Raw genomic sequence first — 20,293 nt, forward strand, 5'->3', positions numbered from 1 at the left:
GGGGTACGGGCGCCGCTCCTGCGGCGACCCCGGCCGGGTTCAAGGACGTCTCCTCCGGTACGGGCGCCGCTCCTGCGGCGGCCTCGGCCGGATCTCGGGACCTCTCTTCGGGTACGGGCGCCGCTCCTGCGGCGACCCCGGCCGGGTTCAAGGACGTCTCCTCCGGTACGGGCGCCGCTCCTGCGGCGGCCTCGGCCGGATCTCAGGATGTTTCTTCCGGTACGGGTACGGGCGCCGCTCCTGCGGCGACCCCGGCCGGGTTCGAGGACGTCTCCTCCGGTACGGGCGCCGCTCCTGCGGCGGCCTCGGCCGGATCTCAGGATGTTTCTTCCGGTACGGGCACGGCGGCTCCTGCGGCGACCCCGGCCGGGTTCAAGGACGTCTCCTCCGGTACGGGCACGGCCGCTCCTGCGGCGACCCCGGCTGGATCTCAGGACGTCTCCTCCGGTACGAGCGCCGCTCCTGCGGCGGCCTCGGCCGGATCTCAGGATGTTTCTTCCGGTACGGGCACGGCGGCTCCTGCGGTGACCCCGGCCGGGTTCGAGGACGTCTCCTCCGGTACGGGCGCCGCTCCCGCGGCGGCCTCGGCCGGATCTCAGGGCGTCTCCTCCGGTACGGGCGCGGACGGTTCCGCGCGATCCTGGGGGCTCTTCTCCGACGTGGGCGGGGTTCGTCGTGTGGCGACTCCTGCCGGGCTGGGGGAGGCGCTGGCGGAGTTGCAGCGTCGGGTCGAGGCGCCGGTTCCGGCGCTGGTGCGTGAGACCGGCGACGCCACGCTGGTGTTCCTGACGGCCGCACACCCCATGGCCAGCAGGATCAGCGTGGGCCGGCCCGACGAGCGCGGTGTGGACCTCGGCTGGCTGGACGCCGTCATCGACTTCGACCCCGCCAGGTACGCCCGCGACATGCGGATCACGGTCAGGGGCGTCTCGGGCACGCCGCTGCTGGCCCGCCTCTTCGACGGCGGTGAGCCACGCCCGCTCCCGCACACCCGCCACGGGGACGCCGTGGAGGTCGTGGTGCCGTTCGACGACGGCCCCGCCGCGCTGCTCGTGTTCGACGGCACCCCGGCCGAGCCCGTGCCGGACGCTCCCCCGTACCCGGTCGAAACCGATCTCGGGGAGGACTGGGAGGTCGAACTGGTCCCCACCCTGGACGACACCTGGCACGACTTCGGCGGCGGCGCGACGGTCGAGCGCTGGACGTTGCGGACGCCGGAGGGGGAGGCGGTGCACGTCACGTTCGGGCCCCGGGGGGAGCAGCGGGTCGGCGACGGCCCCTGGACCCCGTCGGTGTGGTCGCTCTCCCGGGGGCTGCGCAAGGATCCCGTGCACCGGGACACGCTCGGCCCCAAGGGCCGGGTGCCGGCCGAGTTCCTCGCCTTCGGCAGGGTCACGGCGGGCGCCGAGGCACGCTTCCGTACCCTGCTCACCGTGCCGCAGGGCCGGCCCGCCTGGCTCGCGGTAGGGGCCGGGGCGGAGAAGGCTCTGTGGCTCGACGGCGAGCGGATCCCGCTGGACGACCGGGGTTACGCCGCCGTGACGGCGGCGCCTGTCACGGCCGGTGAGCACCTGCTGGAGCTGCGGCTGACGCCGGAGGAGGAGCTCGACCTGCGCGCCTACGTCTGCCTGGTCGCCGATCCCGCCGACGCCGCCGTCCCGGAGTGGATCGCCGGGACGCCGCTGGAGACCACCGTCAACCTCGGGGACGGGCCGTACGAGCTGCTCCAGGTCGCCTCGACCGCGTACTGCCGGGTCCTGGTCAACGGGCGGGAGGCGGGCAGGCAGGGCGGCTTCGACCCGTACGCGGAAGCGGACATCCCCAGGGTGCGCCGTTACGACGTCGCGCACCTGCTGCACCCTGGCGCCAACACGGTCCGCGTGGAGTCCGGCGGCTGGGTGCTGGTGGACGGGCTGGCGGTGTCCGGCCCCGGATGGTCAGGGGACGTCCGGGTCCGGCGCCGCCAGCACGGCGACCCTCCCGCCCTCCACCTCTGGCCCCGCCCCCACCCGCTGCCGGAGGCCGGCTGGCTCGACGGTCGCCCGGTCGCGCTGCCCGCCGGATTCGCCGTGCCGGGCGCGCGCCCTCGTACGGAGGTCTTCGTCGTGGACGCGCCGCCCGGCGCGAGCGGCGTCGAGGCCGGCGGGGCCCGGGCGCGCTGGACGGAGGACGGCGCGGTCGAGCTGCACGCCGTCACGGCTCCGGGAGCCCAGGGCGGAGCCGCCTTCACCGGCCCGGTGCGGTTCACCTGCGGACCGGGCCGGATGCGGCTGGGCGACTGGGAGGAACGCGGCCTCGCCGGATACAGCGGCGGTGTCCGCTACCGCACTACCGTCACGGCGCGTTCCGGGCCGGGCGTGCTCGACCTCGGCAGGGTCAGGGGCACGGCGGAGGTGACGGTGAACGGGCGTCCGTGCGGGATCAGGGTGTGCTCGCCGTACGCCTTCGACGTCGACCTGGACGACGGCGACAACGTGGTGGAGATCCTCGTCCTCGGCACGCTCGGGCCCTATCTCGACGAGGTCAGCCCCACCCACTTCGTCTTCGCCGGCCAGCGCGTCAGCGGCCTCTTCGGGCCTGTGCGGCTGCGTACTAGATCATGAGGGCGCGGACCGTCTCGACCGTGTCGGCGTCCTCGGCGCGCTTGTCGGGGCGGTAGCGCAGGACCCTGGCGAAGCGGAGGGCCATGCCGCCCGGATAGCGGGGCGACCGCTGCACGCCGTCGAAGGCGACCTCCACCACCAGCTCGGGACGGACGCGGACCGTCCACTCCGTGGCGGGGCCGTCGGCGAGCGCCAGGAAACGCTCCGTCTGCCAGGCGAGCAGCTCGTCGGTCAGGCCCTTGAAGGTCTTGCCGAGCATGACGAACCCGCCCGTCTCCGGGTCGCGGGCACCGAGATGGAGGTTGGACAGCTTGCCCTCGCGGCGGCCGTGACCCCACTCGGCGGCCAGGACCACCAGGTCGAGCGTGTGGCGGGGCTTGACCTTGATCCAGCCCGCGCCGCGCCGGCCGGCCGCGTAGGGGGACGACAGCGCCTTGACCACCAGCCCTTCGTGGCCGGCCTTCACCACCTCGGCGAAGAACCGCTCCGCCTCCGCCACGTCGGCGGTGACGAGGCGCGGGGTGAGCAACGGCGGGGGAACGGTGGCCGCGAGCCTCTCCTGGCGGGCCGCGTACGGAAGATCGAGCAGGTCGGCGCCCTCGACCCGGAGCGCGTCGAAGAAGAAGACGCTCAGCGGCGTCTCCGCGCGCAGGCGATCGATATCGATCTTGCTGCCGGTGCGGGCGGCCGTCACCTGGAAGGGGTGCGGGCGGCCGTCGGGGCGGAGCGCGATCACCTCGCCGTCGAGCACCGCGTCTTCCACGGGGAGCGCCAGCACGGCCTCCACCAGCTCGGGGACCCGCGAGGTGAGGTCGTCGAGGGTACGGGTGAAGACCCTGACCTCCGAGCCCGAGCGGTGGGCCTGGACGCGGATGCCGTCGAGCTTCCACTCCAGCGCGGCGGGGGCGCCCGCCTTCGCCAGGGCGGCGGCGACGCCGGGGGCGCTGCCGGCGAGCATCGGCGAGACCGGGCGGCCCACCTCCAGCCGGAACTCCTTCAGGCGCGGCACGCCGCCCGCCAGCGCCGCCGCCCCGACCGCGGGCAACCAGCCGCGGAGCGTGAGCGCCCGGCGCACGTCGGCCGAGGGCGCCCCGGACGCCTTGGCGACCGCCTCGATCATCACGCCGTCGAGCGCGCCCTGCCGCAGCTCGCCGCCGAGCAGCTTGAGCATGAAGGTCTGCTCCTGGCTGGTCAGGCCGGCGAACAGCTCGTGCACCAGCGCCTTGCGGGCGGCCTGTGAGCCCTGGCCGGACACCGATTTGATCTTGGTGAGCAGGGCGTCGACGTCGGTCAGCGTGGCGGTCGCGGCCAGCTTCGGGCCGGGCAGGTCCTGGAGGGAGCGCCAGCCCACGCCGATCTGGCGCTGCGGCAGCTCACCCGACAGGTAGGCGATGGCGATCTCCGCCTCACCCGGGCCGACCCGGCCGAGCAGCTCGGCCAGATGGCCGATCTTCCCCAGCCGCGCGGGCGTGCGCGCCACCGCCTCGGACACCCGGACCACGTCGATCAGTAGCACACCGCTATCGTGCCTCACCACCACGACATTTCCGCAATCCCCCTTCGATTCGGCCCCCCGGAAGGGCGCGCGAATCCCGTACGAGAAGAAAAGAAGCACCTCACCGACCCCGGGAAGAACCCCGGCGAACGTACCCGGAGTCGGGATCTCGGGCGGATGTGGTGGACCCGGGGGAGAAGGCTCCGAGGTGGCGAGTGGCATCACCGGACGCGGGGAGCCGGGGATGTGGGGGATCCTGGCGGTCTGCTCGGAGTCGGGACACCGGGGGATAGGGCACTGAGGAGGCGTCACCGGACGCGGAGGACGGGGACGTGCGCGGTGGCCGGAGGACCGCAGCGGTCGTGCCCGGACGCTGGGGCCGGGGACGTGCGCGGTGGCGGGAGGACCGCGGCGGTCGTGCCCGGGACGTGGTGAATAGCCCGGCGGGTGATGTCGTGAAGCTTCGGGTGGAGGACGTAGGCTCCCGGCGGGTGGGCCGGGAGCCGGGGGGTCGGCGGGTCAGCTGACGCCGAGGAGGTCCACGACGAAGATGAGGGTCTCGCCGGGCTTGATGCGGGCGCCCGCACCGGCGTTCCCGTAGCCGAGGTGCGGCGGGATGACGAGCTTGCGGCGGCCGCCCACCTTCATGCCGGCGACGCCCTGGTCCCAGCCCGCGATCACACGCCCGCCGCCCAGCGGGAACTGGAACGCCTGGCCGCGGTTCCAGGACGCGTCGAACTCCTCGCCGGTGGAGAAGGCGACGCCGACGTAGTGGACGCTGACCTGATGGCCGGGCTTGGCCTCGGGACCGTCCCCGACGACGATGTCCTCGATCTCCAGGTCGGCGGGCGGGTTGCCGCCCGGGAAGTCGATCTCCGGCTTCGAGAGTGCCACGAAGTGCTCCTGTTGACGATGGCAATGAACCCGACGACTCTACGCGGTCGGGATATCGTCGGCTTCCATGACCGCCCCGACACCCGACGCGATCCTGCTCGACGGGCGCGTGGCGGTGGTCGCGGGGGCGGCGCGCGGGGCGGGGCGGGCGATCGCCGAGGCGCTGGCGGCGTTCGGGGCGCGGGTGGCGGCGTGCGACCGTGACCGGCCGCGGGGTGATCTGGCGATGACGGTGAGGCCCGGCGACGCGATGGCGGCGGAGGTGTTCGCGCGGGCGGTGGCCGACCGGTGGGGCCGGGTGGACGTGCTGGTGACGAGCGCCGGCGGCTTCGACGAGCCGGCCGCGCGCGACGAGCGGGCGGTGTTCGAGGAGCACTTCGGCCAGGTCACGGAGCTGATCCGGCGGATGCTGCCGCTCATGCGCGCGGGCGGCGCGATCATCAACGTGAGCTCGGGCGAGGCCCGGCGGGCGGCGGTGTACGGGGCGATGAGGGCGGCCCTGGAGAGCCTCACCGCGACGCTGGCCGTGGAGCTGGCGCCGCGCGGGATCCGGGTCAACGCGATCGCGCTCGGCGGGCCGCCTCCCGGGGGGAAGCGGCCCGCGGAGGAGGCGGCCGGCGCGGCCGTCTTCCTGGCCGGCGACCTCGCCAGATCAGTCACCGGCACGACCGTACGGGTGACGACGAGGGTCACCAGCTGATGTGGACCGGCATGCCCTCCGAGTAGCCCGAGGAGCTCTGGACGCCGACGACGGCGCGCTCGTGGAACTCCTCCAGCGTGGTCGCCCCCGCGTACGTGCAGGCGGAGCGCAGCCCGGCCACGATCGCGTCGATCTGGTCCTCCACGCTGGGCCGGCGCGGGTCCAGGTACATGCGCGAGGTGGAGATCCCCTCCTCGAACAGCGCCTTCCTGGCCCGGTCGAACGGGCTGTCGTCGGCGGTGCGCAGCCGGACGGCGCGCGCGGACGCCATCCCGTAGTTCTCCTTGTACTTACGCCCGTCGGCGTCGGTGTGGGCGTCGCCCGGCGACTCGTACGTGCCGGCGAACCACGAGCCGACCATCACGTTGGCCGCCCCCGCCGCCAGGGCCAGCGCCACGTCGCGGGGGTGGCGGACGCCGCCGTCGGCCCACACGTGGCGGCCGAGCCTGCGCGCCTCGGCGGCGCACTCCAGCACGGCGGAGAACTGCGGCCGGCCCACCCCGGTCATCATCCTGGTGGTGCACATGGCGCCCGGCCCGACGCCGACCTTGACGATGTCGGCGCCCGCGTCGACCAGGTCGCGCACGCCGGCGGCGGTGACGACGTTGCCGGCCGCGACGGGCACGTGCGGCCCCAGCGCGCGCACCGCACGCAGCGCGGTGGCCATCTTGTCCTGGTGCCCGTGGGCCGTGTCGACGACCAGGCAGTCGACGCCGGCTTCGAGCAGTTCCTTGGCCTTGGCCGCCACGTCGCCGTTGACCCCGACGGCGGCGGCGACGCGCAGCCTGCCGCGGGAGTCCACGGCCGGCTGGTAGAGGGTGGCGCGCAGCGCGCCGGTACGGGTGAGGATGCCGACCAGGCGGCCCGACTCGTCGACGATGGGGGCCAGCCGGTGGCGCCCGTCGTGCAGCCGGTCGAACGCCTCGCGCGGGGCGAGCCCGGCGGGCAGCGTGAGCAGCTCGCTGGACATCACCTGGGCGAGCTGGGTGTACATGTCGACGCCCTGGCAGTCGGCCTCGGTCACCACGCCGACGGGGCGGTTCTCCCAGTCGACGACGATGACGGCGCCGTGCGCGCGCTTGGGCAGCAGTTGCAGCGCCTCGCCGACGGTGTCGTGCGGGGTGAGCACGAGCGGCGTGTCGTGGACGAGGTCGCGCTTCTTCACCCAGTCGACCACGTCCGCGACGACGTCGAACGGGATGTCCTGGGGGATCACCACGATGCCGCCGCGGCGGGCGACGGTCTCGGCCATGCGCCGTCCGGCGACCGCGGTCATGTTGGCCACGACGAGCGGGATCGTGGTGCCGGTGCCGTCGTGCGTGGACAGGTCGACTTCGAGCCGGGACCCGACGGAGGAGCGGGACGGCGTCATGAAGACGTCGCTGTAGGTCAGGTCGTACGGCGGCGCCATGCCGTTGAGAAATTTCACGTTCATCCATCTTATGAGGTGACTGCTTCTACCAAACATTTCCCCCTTTCTCGGGGGCTTATGATCGGCCGGGATGCTCAATGGGGGAGGGAGGGCGTGTGGACGTCACCGAGCGGGACGAGATGATCGTCGTCGGATTCGCAGTACGCACCACGAACGCCGACGAAATGGACCAGGCGCGGGCGAAGCTGCCGGTCCTGTGGCAGCGGGCCGGTGCTCCGGGGGCCTTCGCCCACGTGCCCAACCGCGTGGGGGAGAACCTCTACGCGGTGCTCACCGACTACGAGAGCGATCATCACGGCGCCTACACGCAGATCGTCGGCACGGCCGTGCGCACGGTGCCGCGGCTGCCTGAGGGCATGGTGGCGGTGCGGGTGCCGGCCGCCAGAACGATCAAGGTGGAGGCGCGCGGCCCGATGCCGCAGGCGCTGGTCGAGGCCTGGCAGCAGGTGTGGAAGCACACCGAGTCGGGCGGCACGCCGGCCAGGGCGTTCACCACCGACGTGGAGGTGCACCACCCGGGGGGCGTCGACCTTTACGTCGCGGTCTAGAAACCGAGCGCGGCGGCCGCGACCTCGACCGCCGTCGGCTTGACCTCATCGACGGGCAGGTGGGCGTACTCGACCGAGCAGTCGGCGAGGCCGCCCAGCGCGATCGTGGCCCGGATGCGCTGGGTGGTGGTGAGGTCGTCGCCGAGCAGCAGGGCGACGAGCCGCTGCCGCCATTCGATCATGCGCTTGCCCAGGTCGAGGTAGGACAGCACGGACAGCTCGCGCACCACCATGACGATCACCTCGCGGTGCCGCCAGATCATGTCGAAGTAGTCGTCGAGCAGCTCGCGCGGATCCCCGCCGGGCTGCCGGCCGGCCACGAACCGCTCCATGTCGTCGACGAGCGGCTGGACGATGCTGCGCACCAGATCGTCGCGTGAGGAGAAGTGGTAGTAGAGGGCCGGTTTGGTGATGCCGAGCCGGTCGGAGATCTGGCGCAGGCTGGTGTTCTGCACGCCCTGGCGCACGAACAGCTCGCGCGCCACCGCCTGGATGCGCGCCCTGGTGTCACTCGGCCTGGCCATGGATCAACCCTAATCCTTACCTATCGTTAAGTAAGCCCTTGTGGCGGCCGTCGCCGGTGTTTTACCATCCGGTAAGTAAGGAGGGATGTCCATGCGCGTCCTCATCTCCGGCGCCAGCGTCGCCGGCCCCGTCCTCGCCTACTGGCTCACCCGCTACGGGTTCACCGTCACGGTCGTCGAACGCGCCCCCGCGCTGCGCAAGACCGGCGGCCACGCGGTCGACCTGTTCCGGCCCGCCGTCGACATCGCCGCCAAGATGGGCGTGCTCGACCGGATCAGGGCCAGGAAGACCGGCACCGAGCTGCTGACCTTCCACGTACCCGGCCGGTCCCGCCCGGTGCGGATGAGCACCGGGAAGCTCATCGCCGCGTTCTCGGAGCGGCACGTGGAGATCATGCGCGACGACCTGGGCGAGATCTTCTACGACGCCGGCCGCGACGACGTCGAGTACGTCTTCGACGACTCCATCACGGCCATCGGCGAGGACGGCGAGGTGGCGTTCGAGCGCGGGCCGTCGCGCCGGTTCGACCTGGTGGTGGGCGCGGACGGGCTGCACTCGAACGTGCGCCGCCTGGTGTTCGGCCCCGAGGAGCGCTTCGCCACCTGGATCGGCGCCTACCTGGCGGTGGCGTCCGTGCCGAACTACCTGGGCCTCGAAGGGCGCATGGAAGGCGTCTCGGCCGTCGACCGGATCATCGGCCTGTACTCGGCGGCCCACCTGCCGGACGCGCGGGCCGTCTTCCTCTTCCGCAGCCGCGAGCCCCTCGACTACCACTACAGGGACGTGCCCAGGCAGAAGGAGCTGCTGCGCGAGCACTTCGCCGGCCTCGGCTGGGAGGTGCCCCGGCTGCTGGCCGAGCTGGACACCACGCCCGCGTTCTACTTCGACAGCATCACGCAGCTGCGCATGGACACCTGGTCGCGCGGGCGCGTCACGCTCGTCGGCGACGCCGGCTACTGCCCGGGGCCCGCCGTCGGCGGCAGCACCAGCCTGGCCGTGGTGGGCGCGTACGTGCTGGCGGGCGAGCTCGCCGCGGCGGGCGGCGACCCCGCGCGGGCGTTCCCCGCGTACGAGGCCGAACTCGGCGCGTACGTGCGCGGCAGCCGCGACCTGGCGCTCGGCATGGCGAAACGGCTCGTCCCCGGCGGCCGGTTCGACCTCTGGGCGCTCGTCCAGGCGGCCCGCGTGCTCGACCACATCCCGGACGCGGTCATCAGGGCGGCCGGCCGGCTCGGCGGCAGGAGCGCGCGCCTGCACGACGCCGTCACTCTCAAGGACTACTCACCGTACGAGACGGCACGCGGCACGGCCCGCGCCTGACCAAGCGCGACCCGGGGAGCGGTGCCGCGCCCACGCCGCTTCGACGACCGGCTCGCGCGCGCGGCCCGCGCTCAGCCGAGCACGCCCTGGGCGCGCAGCTTCTCCGCCGCCTCCGCCGGGATGCCCCAGGCGGACAGGTCGTCCAGCCGGGTGGCCGGGGCCAGATCGGGGTCCGGCGCGCCGAGCAGCCGGGGCGCGGGCATCGGCTGGCTCAGCCCGCCGACCTCGACGAAGCTGCGCCGGGCCGCGTTGTGCGGGTGCGCGGGGGCCTCGTCCATCGACAGCACCGGCGACACGCACGCGTCGGAGCCCTCGAACACCGCCTCCCACTCGGCCCTGGTCCGCTTGCGGAACTCCTCCGCCAGCCGCGCCCGCAGCGCCGGCCACTGCGCCTGGTCGTTGCGGTCCGGCAGGTCCGACAGGCCCATGAGGGACACCATCGCCTCCCAGAACTGCGGCTCCAGCGATCCCACCGCCAGGTAGCCGCCGTCGGCCGTCTCGTACGTGTCGTACATGGGGGCGCCGGTGTCGAGCAGGTTGGTGCCGCGCGGCCCCCACATGCCGCTGCTCACGCCCTGGTAGAACATCGCGAACAGGATCGCCGCCCCGTCGACCATGGCGGCGTCGATCACCCGTCCCAGGCCGGTGCGCTCCCGCTCGAACAGCGCCAGCAGCACCCCGTACGCGAGCATGAGGCCGCCGCCGGCGAAGTCGCCCAGGATGTTGATCGGCGGGGTCGGCTTGCCGCCCTCGCGGCCCAGCATCGACAGCACGCCGGAGACCGCGATGTAGTCGATGTCGTGCCCCGCCGTGGGCGCCAGCGGGCCGTCCTGGCCCCACCCGGTCATCCGGCCGTAGACCAGCCGCTCGTTGACCGCGTGCAGGTCGTCGGGCCCGATGCCGAGCCGTTCGGCCACGCCCGGCCGGAACACCTCGATCACCACGTCGGCGTGCCGGGCCAGTTCCTTGAACGCGGCCACGCCCTCGGGGGACTTCAGATCCAGCCCGACCGAGCGCTTGCCGCGGTCCATCACGTCGGTGCGCGGCCGGTCGGAGACCGCCTTCACCCGGTCGACCCGCAGCACCTCGGCGCCGTGGTCGGCGAGCATCATCCCGGCGAAAGGACCTGGTGCCAGCCCCGCCAGCTCCAGCACCCGAACCCCGGACAGCGGACCCTGACGAGCGTTCGACATCGGCGTCTCCTTCTCATGACCGGCAGGCGAACAGTCACCCAAGTAGAACAATATTCGGTGTGCTCTGGCAAGACGCCTTCCTGACCACCCCTCAGAGGCAGGTGAGGTATGGGAAACTTGCCCACTATTCGGGTGGTCAACAGGGGTAGGACATGGATGCGGATAGCGGCCGGCTGATCGCCAAGCGCTACGAGTTAGTACGCGCGCTTGGCCGCGGTGGGATGGGCGTGGTCTGGGAAGGCCACGACACGCTGCTCGACCGGCAGTGCGCGGTCAAAGAAGTGGTGCTGCCCGCGGGCCTGCCCGACGCCGACCAGGAGCGTCAGCTCGTCCGCACCGCGCGGGAGGCCCGCACCGCCGCCCAGTTCAACCACCCGTCCGTGGTCGCGGTGTACGACGTGGTGGAGGAGGACGGGCGGCCCTGGATCATCATGGAGCTGGTGCGCGCCCCGTCCGTCGAAGAGGTCGTGGCGACCATGGGCGCGCTGCCGGTGCGGCAGGCCGCCGACGTCGGGCGCCAGGTGCTGTCCGCGCTCGTCGCCGCGCACGGGCAGGGCATCCTGCACCGCGACGTGAAGCCGAGCAACGTGCTGCTCACCGACGACGGCCGGGCGGTGCTCACCGACTTCGGCATCGCCACGGCCGAGGGCGAGTCATCGCTCACCAAGACCGGCATGGTGACCGGCTCGCCCGGATTCCTGGCCCCCGAGCGGGTGCGCGGCACCGAGGCGGGCCCGGCCTCCGACCTGTGGTCGCTGGGCGCCACCCTCTACGCCACGCTGGTCGGCCGCTCGCCGTTCGAACGCGGCGAGCCCATGGACACGCTCAAGGCCATCCTGGACGAGGAGCCCGACTACCGGCGCATTCCGCCGATCATGCACCCGGTGCTCCAAGGGCTGTTGCGCAAGGACCCGGCCGAGCGGGTGACCGCCCAGGAGGCGGACGAGCTGCTCGACGCCGTCCTCCAGGCCAGGCCGGCCGCCGCCGACCGGGACGCGCCCGGCCCTCGCGTGTCACGCGGGCTCGGCCGCGCCGTCGTGGCGGCCGCCGCGGCCGCCGTCGTGGTCGTGGCGGCGGGCGCCGTCGCGTACTTCAGGTCCGCCGGACCGGCGGAGGGCACCGCGCAGCTCGCCCAGCGGGCCGCGGCGACCAGCCCGATGCCGAGCGCCCCGCCGTCCGCCACGCCGACGCCGACGGCCAGCTCCACGCTCGCGCCGACGCCCGCCCCGACCAGGACGAGGCCCGTGGTGCGGGCCTGGACCTCGCCCGCCGGTTGGTCGATCGAGCGGCCGGCCGGCTGGAAGGGCGCGCGCGGCGAGCACCACGCCGAGTGGACGCACCCGCACCGGATGGGTCACCTGGCCGTCGAGGCCGTCTACGCCAGCCTCGACCCGCACCAACTCCTGCGCGACGAGGAGGAGGCGTTCAAGTCCGCCGGGGGCGCCGGCGTCCTGCGCGACGCCGGACTCAGGAAGGTCAGCCACAACGGCGCCAAGGCCGTGGAGTGGGAGTTCACCTGGGTGGCCGAGGCGGGCGGCGGCACGCCGTGGGCCGCGCCCGGCATGAAGTACCACGAGGTGCGCCGGGCCGTGACGATCGGCGAGACCGCCTACATCCTGTCCTGGACCTTCACCGAGGCGCAGTGGCAGCGCAACACCGGCCTGATGCGCCAGGTGATGGAGAGCTTTACGGTGGGCGCATGACGCCCTGGAACCTGCTGGCGCTCCCGCCGCTCCCCGTGGACCTGATCCGCCGGCTGCTCGCCCCGCTCGGCGACCGGGTGAGCGTGCGCGCGCCCGCCACGCGCGACCGCGCGGCGCTGCTGGCCGCGCTGCCCGAGGCGGAGATCGTGCTGGGCGACTGGACGGGCGAGCTCACGCTGGACGCCGCGGCCGTGGCCGCCGCGCCCCGGCTGGCGTTCCTGCAGCAGCCCTCGGTCGGCGTCGACGGCCACGACCTGGCGGCGCTGGCCGCCGCCGGCGTGCCGGTCGCCAACACGGCGGGCGTCAGCGCGGGCGCGGTGGCCGAGTGGTGCGTGGCCGCCGCCCTGGCGGTGACCCGCAAGCTGGCCGCGGCCGACGCGGCCGTGCGCGCGGGGGAGTGGCCGCAGCAGGCGCTCCAGCCACGGGAGCTGGGGGCCGCCCGGGTGGGCGTGGTCGGCTACGGGCCGATCGGGGAGGCGTGCGCCCGTCTGTTCGGGGCGTTCGGCGGCCGGGTCTCCTACTGGACGCGCACGCCCCGGGAGGACCCCCGCTACACCGCGCTGGAGGACCTGCTGGAGACCAGTGACGTGGTGGTCGTGGTGATCGCGCTGTCGGAGGAGACCTGCGGCCTGATCGACCCGCGCCGGCTCAAGCGGGGCGCCGTGCTGGTCAACGCCGCCAGGGGCGGGGTCGTGGACCAGGACGGGCTGGTGGCGGCGCTGCGTTCGGGGCATCTCGGGGGCGCGGCGCTGGACGTGTTCGACGCCGAGCCGCTGCCTCCCGGCGACCCGCTGCGCGAGCTGCCCGGAGTGCTGCTGTCACCGCACGTCGCCGGCGTGACCCAGGAGGCCACCGGCCGCCTGATGACCGTCACGCTGGACAACCTAAGCGCGGCCGTCGAGGGCCGCGAAGTCGTCAACGTGGTGAATGGCGTTTGTCAGCCAATTACGCGGAAATACTCGGAATCACCGGCTTCTTAGGCTTGTAGCTGGCACGATGAACAGTTTTCGTGTCTTTAACGCCCCCGGTCTGTTCCATGTTGTCCCGGAGAGATAACGTTCTGTCGACGATCTCTGCCGGCTCCAGGGGGTGCTTGCGTGAAGACGACGATGTCGACACACCGACGGGCAGTGGAGCACATCCGGCGCTCCTACGCCGAGATTCCCGGCGACGCCGCGCCGCGCCTGGCCAAGGCCACGTCCAACCTGTTCAGGTTCCGCGACTCCGGCAAGACGGCCGGGCTTTCCGCCAGGGATCTCGACGAGGTCATCAGCGTCGACCCCGAGACGATGACCGCCGAGGTCCAGGGCATGACCACCTACGAGCACCTCGTGGACGCCACGCTCCGCCACGGGTTGATGCCGTACGTCGTCCCCCAGCTCAAGACCATCACCCTGGGCGGGGCCGTGACCGGGCTCGGCATCGAGTCGACCAGCTTCCGCGACGGCCTGCCCCACGAGTCGGTCGAGGAGCTGGAGATCCTCACCGGCGACGGCCGCGTCATCGTCGCCCGTGACGACAACGAGCACCACGACCTCTTCCGGGCCTTCCCCAACTCCTACGGCACCCTCGGCTACGCGCTGCGCCTGCGCATCAAGCTGCGCAAGGTCCATCCGTACGTGCGGCTCACCCACGTCAGGTTCACCGACGCCGACAAGTGCATGCTGGCCATGCAGGAGATCTGCGAGAGCATGGAGCACGACGGCGAGCCGGTCGACTTCGTCGACGGGGTCTTCTTCGGCCCGCAGGAGCTCTACCTCACCGTCGGCCGCTTCGCCGACCGGGCGCCCTACACCTCCGACTACACCGGCATGCGCATCTACTACCAGTCGATCCGGCAGCGCGGCCGCGACTGGCTGACCGTGCGCGACTACCTGTGGCGCTGGGACACCGACTGGTTCTGGTGCTCGCGCGCGTTCGGCGTGCAGCAGCCGATGGTCCGCACGTTCATGCCGCGCCGCTGGATGCGCTCCGACGTCTACCGCAGGCTCGTGGCCCTCGACCGCAAGCACGGCGTCACCGCCCGCATCGACCGCTGGCGCGGCCGGCCGGTGCAGGAGTCGGTCATCCAGGACGTCGAGGTGCCGGTCGAGCGGGGCGCGGAGTTCCTGGAGTTCTTCCACGGCGAGGTCGGCATGACGCCGGTCTGGATGTGCCCGCTGCGGGCGAGCTCCCGCTGGCCGCTCTACCCCCTGGAGCCCGGGAAGCTGTACGTGAACTTCGGTTTCTGGGGCATGGTGCCGCTGCCGCGGGGGCGGTTCGACGGCCACCACAACCGGCTCATCGAGAACGCGGTGCACGAGCTCGACGGGCACAAGTCGCTCTACTCGACGTCCTTCTACGGCCGCGACGAGTTCTGGCGGCTGTACAACGGCGACACCTACTGGCCGGTCAAGCGGGAATACGATCCGAGCGGCCGCCTGCTTGATCTGTACGACAAGTGTGTGCGGGGAAGGTGATGTGATGGCTCTCGCGTCCATCTTCGAGAAGATCGTCGGCACGGACGCCGGCATCGCGTTCATGGCGTATGACGGCAGCAAGGCGGGACCCGACGGCGCCGACGTCACCCTTGAGGTGAAGTCGCCCATCGCGGTGGCCTACCTGGCGCAGGCCCCCGGCGAGCTGGGGCTGGCCCGGGCGTACGTGTCGGGCCACATCGACGTGCACGGCGACCTCTACACCCTGCTCGACCGGATGTGGAACATCACGACCAACGACCTGACCCCGGCCGAGAAGGTCGCCGCGGTCCGCTCGCTGGGGCTCAAGCCGCTGCTCATGCGCGTCCCTGTGCCGCCGCAGGAGGTGCGCACCAGCGCGCTGGCCAGGCTGGGCTCCCGCCACGCCAAGCAGCGCGACGCCGAGGCCATCCACCACCACTACGACGTGTCCAACCGGTTCTACTCGTGGGTGCTCGGCCCCTCCATGGCCTACACCTGCGCCACCTTCCCCTCCGAGGACGCCACGCTGGAGGAGGCCCAGTTCGCCAAGTTTGACCTGGTGGCCCGCAAGCTCGGGCTCCGGGAGGGCATGCGGCTGCTCGACGTCGGCTGCGGCTGGGGCGGCATGGTCATCCACGCCGCCCAGCACTACGGCGTCAAGGCGCTCGGCGTGACGCTCAGCCGCCAGCAGGCCGAGTACGCGCAGAAGGCCATCGCCGAGGCCGGGCTGCAGGACCTCGCCGAGGTCCGCCACATGGACTACCGCGACGTCACCGAGAGCGACTTCGACGCCGTCAGCTCCATCGGCCTGACCGAGCACATCGGCAAGGACAACCTGCCCGCCTACTTCGGTTTCCTCAACGGCAAGCTCAAGCCCGGCGGCCGGCTGCTCAACCACTGCATCACCCGGCCCACCGGCAAGGAGAAGACGTTCAACAAGGGCGGCTTCATCAACCGCTACGTCTTCCCCGACGGCGAGCTGGAGTCGGTCGGCTACCTGGTCAGGCAGATGGAGGACAACGGCTTCGAGATCCGCCACGAGGAGAACCTGCGCGAGCACTACGCCAAGACGCTGAGCCACTGGTGCGACAACCTGGACGCCAACTGGGAGGACGCGGTCCAGGAGGTCGGCATGGGCACCGCCCGCGTCTGGGCCCTCTACATGGCGGGCTGCATCGTCGGCTTCGAGCGCAACAAGATCCAGCTCCACCAGGTGCTCGGCGTCAAGCTGGATGACCACGGGCGCTCCGGCATGCCGCTGCGCCCGTCCCGCGACTGGCCCTGATCAGCTCTCCAGCACCTCGTACAACGTCTTGGCGAACTCGGCCGGGTGCGTGAGGAAACCCACGTGCCCGCCGGGGAAGCCGGCGATGTCCAGCCCGAGCTCCTCGGCGAGGGCGAGGGCGGTGCGGTGGCCGACGGTGGACCCCGTCTCGCCGCCCGTGGCCAGCGTGAACTTGCCGCCCCGCAACGCCTCCAGGTCGGGCACGTAACGGACGAACGACCGCAGCTCGTACGCCACGCAGAAGGACATGTTGGCCTGGACCCGCGCCAGCATGTCGGCGACCGGAGGCGGCAGCCCGGCCGACGCCTCCGGCGGCGCGGCGACGCCGAGCAGGGCGCTCAGCGCCCGGACCGCCGCCGGCGCGCCCTCCCGCTCGTACGTCTCGTACACCTCCTGGAAGGCGGCGTGCCAGCGGTCGGCGTCGGGCAGCAGCTCGATGAGGAGCGGCTCGTGCGCGACCGCCGCGCGCACCTGCTCGGGACGGGCGGCCAGCAGGTCCATCACGACCATGCCGCCGTAGCTCGTGCCGAAGAGGTAGGCGGGCTCCCGGCAGAGCGCGCGCAGCAGCAGGTGCGCGTCGCGGGCGTGCTGGGGGATGCGCTGCTCGCCGATCGGGGAGGTCAGCCGGCTCCGCGAGTTGCCGCGCGGATCGTAGGTGATCACGGTGTAGTGGTCGGCGAGCAGTGCGGCCAGCGGCGCGAACGCGCCCGCGTCCCCCTCGCCGCCGTTCACCAGCAGCAGGACCGGGCCGGACCCGCGCAGCTCGTAGTACAGCTCGGCGCCGGGAACGGCGAGCGTGCCAGCTTCCATGCGATCCTCCGATGTTCGTGAGCCGTACACGAACAGATCGCGGACGCGGGGGAAAGCGTTTCGCTCCTGGGCCCCCTCCCTCCGGAAGGGGGCCTGCGGGGCTCAGCGCAGCTCGCGCTTGAGGATCTTGCCGGTGGCCGTCATCGGCAGCGCGTCGCGGAACTCCACGATCCTCGGGTACTTGTAGGCCGCCATGTTGTCCCTGGCCCAGGCGACGAGCTCGTCCTCGGTGAGGCTCGCGCCCGCGTCGAGGATGACGTACGCCTTGACCTCCTCGCCGTGGGAGTCGTGCGGCACGCCCACCACCGCCGCGAGCGAGACCGCCTCGTGCGTCATGAGGATCTCTTCCACCTCGCGCGGGTAGACGTTGAACCCGCCGCGGATGATCATGTCCTTGGCCCTGTCGATGATCGAGTAGTAGCCGTCGGCGTCGCGGGTGGCGATGTCGCCGGTGCGGAACCAGCCGTCGCGCATCACCTCGGCGCTCGCCTCGGGCCGGCCGTAGTAGCCCTTCATGATGTTGTGGCCGCGGATCGCGATCTCGCCGGGGCCCTCGCCCTCGACCGTCTTCCAGTCGTTGTCGATCAGCTTCATCTCCACGCCCCAGATCGGGGTGCCGATCGTGCCGGGCTTGGCCGGGCGGCCCGGCTGGTTGAAGCTGGCCACCGGGGCGGTCTCGGACAGGCCGTAGCCCTCCAGGATGCCGATGCCGAAGGTCTGCTCGAAGTCCTTGAGCACCTCGACGGGGGAGGCGGAGCCGCCCGCCACCGCGACCTGCAGCGTGGCCGGGGGCTCAGCGCCCTCGGCGTGGATCTTGGTGAGCATGGCCCAGTACATGGTCGGCACGCCCGCGAAGAACGTGGCCTCCTCGCGGCGCATCAGCTCCAGCGCCTCGCCCGGCTCGAAGCGCGGCATGAGCACCAGCTTGGCGCCGCGCATGAACCCGGTGTTCATGACCACCGTCTGCCCGAAGGAGTGGAACAGCGGCAGCACGCCCATGTAGGTGTCGCCGTTCTCCGAGCGCGGGAACATCTTGTCGTTGACCATGACGTTCATCAGCATGTTCTGGTGGCTCAGCTCGGCGCCCTTGGGCTGGCCGGTGGTGCCCGAGGTGTAGAGGATGACGGCGGTGTCGTCGGCCGAGGTCTGCACGGTCGCGAACTCGCCGGACATGCCGTTCAGCGCCGCCCAGACCGACTCACCGTACTCCGACTCGGTCGCCAGCGGCGTGGCCGGCAGGACGAAGAAGTGGTCGCAGCGCTCGGCCCCCTCGAACCCCGCCCGGCCGCGCTCGCCCAGCGGCAGCTCGGGCGTGCCCTCGAAGCAGAACAGCGCCTTGGCGTCGCTGTCGTCCAGGTGATAGGTGATCTCCCTGGACTGCAGCAGCACGTTGAGCGGCACCACGGTCGCCCCGGCCTTGAGGATGCCGAAGTAGACGAACGGGAAGTACGGCAGGTTGGGACAGGCGATCGCGACCTTGTCGCCCTTGCCGATGCCCCGCGAGACCAGCAGGTTCGCGACCTGGTTGGCCACGGTGTCGATCATGGAGTACGGCAGCCGCATGTCGCCGAAGACGACGGCCGTGTTCTCCGGAGTGTTCCTGGCACTGTCTTCCAGGACGATCGACAGGTTGAGCATGACGCCTTCCCTCCTTGTTGGGCCTTCGGCCACATCTTCGCAGCGGGGGCATACCAACCGGTAGGTAACTCAGGTTACAGATGCGTATGGACGCGATGCCGCCGCTGGAGTAAGCAAGTAACAAGTTACTCGCCCCTGGGAGGGGTCCATGGAGTACGACTACGTGATCGTCGGAGCCGGTTCGGCGGGGTGCGTGCTGGCGGCGAGGCTCTCGGCCGACCCCGCGGTGTCCGTGGCGCTCGTCGAGGCCGGCGGCCAGGACGACAAGCTTGAGATCCGCATGCCCCTCGGGTTCCCCAAACTCTTCAAGACCCCGTACGACTGGGACTTCACCACCGCGAAGCAGGGCGAGATGGCCGGGCGCGAGCTCTACTGGCCGCGCGGGCGGGTCCTCGGCGGCTCCTCCTCGCTGAACGCCCAGATGTGGGTGCGCGGCTGCGCCCTGGACTACGACCAGTGGCGGATCCCCGGCTGGGGGTACGAGGACGTGCTGCCGTACTTCCACCGGGCCGAGCGCCGCGTCGGCAGCAACCACGGCGGCGTCTACGGGACCACCGGCCCGCTGCTCATCTCCGAGCTGCGCAGCCCCAACGTCACCACCGCCGCGTTCCTCAAAGCCTGCGAGGAGCTCGGGTTACGCCGCCTGGACGAGCTCAACGGCCCGTCCAACGAGGGCTACAGCCCCACCCCCGTCACCCAGGACCGGGGCCGCCGCTGGAGCGCCGCGGACGCGTACCTGCGCCCCGCGCTGCCCCGGCCGAACCTCACCGTGATCACCGAGGCCCCCGTGGACCGGATCACGATCGAGGACGGGCGCGCCACCGGCATCGAGCACAGCGGCGGCGCCCAGATCAGGGCCAGGCGCGAGGTCATCCTGTCGGCGGGCGCCATCGGCTCCCCCTACCTGCTCATGCGCTCCGGCGTCGGGGCCGGCGACGAACTGCGCGACGCCGGCGTGCCGGTCGTGCGCGACCTCCCCGAGGTCGGCAAGAACCTCCAGGACCACCTGTCCACCGGTGCCTTCGTCTCCTGCACCAAGCCCGTCACGCTCACCAGGGCGGAGTCCGTCGCCAACCTGCTGCGCTACCTGGTGTTCCGCTCCGGCATGCTCACCTCGAACGTGGGCGAGGCGGTCGCCTTCATCAGGACCTCCCCGGAGGAGCCGGCCCCCGACATCGAGCTGATCTACGCCCCGGTGCCGTTCAAGGACCACGGCCTCACCCCGCCCACCGGCCACGGGCTGACCGTCGGCGTCGTGCTGCTGCAGCCCGAGAGCCGGGGCAGGATCGGCTTGAACGGCCGCGAGGTGGTGGTCGACCCCGCCTACCTGAGCGCCGGCGTCGACGTCGAACGGCTGACGGCCGGGCTCAAGACGGCCAAGCAGGTGTTCGCCACCAACGCGATGAAGCCGTACGCGGGCGGGCCGATGCCCCCGTACACCATGCCGGAGAGCGACGAGGAGATCGCCCAGTGGATCAGGGAACGCGGCGAGACCCTCTACCACCCCGTCGGCACCTGCCGGATGGGCGTGGACGAGGCGTCGGTCGTGGACCCGTCGCTGCGCGTGCGCGGCGTGGCGGGGCTGCGGGTGGCGGACGCCTCCGTCATGCCGACCCTCAACCGGGGCCACACCCACGCCCCGGCGGTGATGATCGGTGAGAAGGCGGCCGACCTGATCGCCGGAAGCTGATCGGCCCCGGACGCCCCCG

General features: G+C 72.1%; 16 protein-coding genes. 9 read left to right on the forward strand and 7 right to left on the reverse strand.

From position 1 onward, the window contains the following. The first annotated feature begins 677 nt into the window (after positions 1-677). The gene (locus ACZ6YG_RS00855) at positions 678-2,603 is read left to right on the forward strand and encodes a hypothetical protein (protein ID WP_466016833.1); all 1,926 of its coding nucleotides are present in this window, start codon (positions 678-680) and stop codon (positions 2,601-2,603) included. Here the strand turns inward: ACZ6YG_RS00855 and ACZ6YG_RS00860 are convergent. Both ACZ6YG_RS00860 and ACZ6YG_RS00865 read right to left on the reverse strand, forming a co-directional pair. Continuing rightward, complete coding sequence (locus ACZ6YG_RS00860; protein WP_466016834.1) at positions 2,593-4,119, reverse strand: ATP-dependent DNA ligase; 1,527 nt, start codon at positions 4,117-4,119, stop codon at positions 2,593-2,595. The two genes, ACZ6YG_RS00855 and ACZ6YG_RS00860, sit on opposite strands and share 11 nt — an antisense overlap. 498 nt (positions 4,120-4,617) lie before the next feature. Next, positions 4,618-4,992 carry an FKBP-type peptidyl-prolyl cis-trans isomerase gene (locus ACZ6YG_RS00865; protein ID WP_148030111.1) on the reverse strand — a complete coding sequence of 125 codons (375 nt, stop codon included), beginning with the start codon at positions 4,990-4,992 and terminating at the stop codon, positions 4,618-4,620. A gap of 67 nt (positions 4,993-5,059) precedes the next feature. Between ACZ6YG_RS00865 and ACZ6YG_RS00870 the strand changes: the two genes are divergently transcribed. Beyond that, a complete protein-coding gene (locus ACZ6YG_RS00870) occupies positions 5,060-5,692 on the forward strand; it encodes an SDR family oxidoreductase (RefSeq protein ID WP_466016835.1) in 633 nt (210 codons plus the stop codon). On the opposite strand, the gene ACZ6YG_RS00875 is transcribed toward ACZ6YG_RS00870, so the two are convergent. Next, entirely contained in the window at positions 5,682-7,121 is a 1,440-nt protein-coding gene (locus ACZ6YG_RS00875; RefSeq protein WP_219550663.1) for a GuaB1 family IMP dehydrogenase-related protein, read from the reverse strand. The genes ACZ6YG_RS00870 and ACZ6YG_RS00875 overlap by 11 nt on opposite strands. A 98-nt stretch (positions 7,122-7,219) precedes the next feature. Between ACZ6YG_RS00875 and ACZ6YG_RS00880 the strand changes: the two genes are divergently transcribed. After that, positions 7,220-7,672, forward strand: a complete 453-nt coding sequence (locus tag ACZ6YG_RS00880) for a GyrI-like domain-containing protein (RefSeq protein WP_148030114.1) — start codon at positions 7,220-7,222, stop codon at positions 7,670-7,672. Here ACZ6YG_RS00880 and ACZ6YG_RS00885 read toward each other — a convergent pair. Next, on the reverse strand, positions 7,669-8,196 hold the full coding sequence (locus tag ACZ6YG_RS00885) for a TetR/AcrR family transcriptional regulator (protein ID WP_466016836.1): 528 nt from the start codon (positions 8,194-8,196) through the stop codon (positions 7,669-7,671). The genes ACZ6YG_RS00880 and ACZ6YG_RS00885 overlap by 4 nt on opposite strands. 91 nt (positions 8,197-8,287) lie before the next feature. On the opposite strand from ACZ6YG_RS00885, the gene ACZ6YG_RS00890 reads away from it, so the two are divergent. Continuing rightward, positions 8,288-9,517, forward strand: a complete 1,230-nt coding sequence (locus ACZ6YG_RS00890) for an FAD-dependent monooxygenase (protein WP_466016837.1) — start codon at positions 8,288-8,290, stop codon at positions 9,515-9,517. Positions 9,518-9,588: 71 nt separating this feature from the next. Here ACZ6YG_RS00890 and ACZ6YG_RS00895 read toward each other — a convergent pair whose 3' ends face one another. Then, the gene (locus tag ACZ6YG_RS00895) at positions 9,589-10,710 is read right to left on the reverse strand and encodes a CaiB/BaiF CoA transferase family protein (RefSeq protein ID WP_271279198.1); all 1,122 of its coding nucleotides are present in this window, start codon (positions 10,708-10,710) and stop codon (positions 9,589-9,591) included. 152 nt (positions 10,711-10,862) lie between these two features. Here ACZ6YG_RS00895 and ACZ6YG_RS00900 point away from each other — a divergent pair, with 152 nt between their 5' ends. From ACZ6YG_RS00900 to ACZ6YG_RS00915, 4 genes are all read left to right on the forward strand, one after another. Further along, entirely contained in the window at positions 10,863-12,413 is a 1,551-nt protein-coding gene (locus ACZ6YG_RS00900; protein WP_378525325.1) for a serine/threonine-protein kinase, read from the forward strand. Beyond that, positions 12,410-13,393, forward strand: a complete 984-nt coding sequence (locus ACZ6YG_RS00905) for an NAD(P)-dependent oxidoreductase (protein ID WP_466016838.1) — start codon at positions 12,410-12,412, stop codon at positions 13,391-13,393. The genes ACZ6YG_RS00900 and ACZ6YG_RS00905 overlap by 4 nt, the downstream gene beginning before the upstream one ends. Positions 13,394-13,522: 129 nt before the next feature. Beyond that, positions 13,523-14,872 carry an FAD-binding oxidoreductase gene (locus ACZ6YG_RS00910; RefSeq protein ID WP_271279376.1) on the forward strand — a complete coding sequence of 450 codons (1,350 nt, stop codon included), beginning with the start codon at positions 13,523-13,525 and terminating at the stop codon, positions 14,870-14,872. Positions 14,873-14,876: 4 nt separating this feature from the next. Next, on the forward strand, positions 14,877-16,136 hold the full coding sequence (locus ACZ6YG_RS00915; RefSeq protein WP_466016839.1) for a class I SAM-dependent methyltransferase: 1,260 nt from the start codon (positions 14,877-14,879) through the stop codon (positions 16,134-16,136). On the opposite strand, the gene ACZ6YG_RS00920 is transcribed toward ACZ6YG_RS00915, so the two are convergent. After that, entirely contained in the window at positions 16,137-16,946 is an 810-nt protein-coding gene (locus ACZ6YG_RS00920) for an alpha/beta fold hydrolase (RefSeq protein ID WP_148030122.1), read from the reverse strand. It lies immediately after the preceding gene. 102 nt (positions 16,947-17,048) lie between these two features. Continuing rightward, positions 17,049-18,584, reverse strand: coding sequence for a long-chain-fatty-acid--CoA ligase (locus tag ACZ6YG_RS00925; protein ID WP_466016840.1), 1,536 nt, complete (start codon positions 18,582-18,584; stop codon positions 17,049-17,051). Positions 18,585-18,732: 148 nt separating this feature from the next. On the opposite strand from ACZ6YG_RS00925, the gene ACZ6YG_RS00930 reads away from it, so the two are divergent. After that, positions 18,733-20,274, forward strand: coding sequence for a GMC family oxidoreductase (locus ACZ6YG_RS00930; RefSeq protein WP_148030124.1), 1,542 nt, complete (start codon positions 18,733-18,735; stop codon positions 20,272-20,274). The last annotated feature ends 19 nt before the right edge of the window (positions 20,275-20,293 follow it).

The sequence above is a fragment of the Nonomuraea sp. NPDC054003 genome (genome assembly GCF_055585125.1).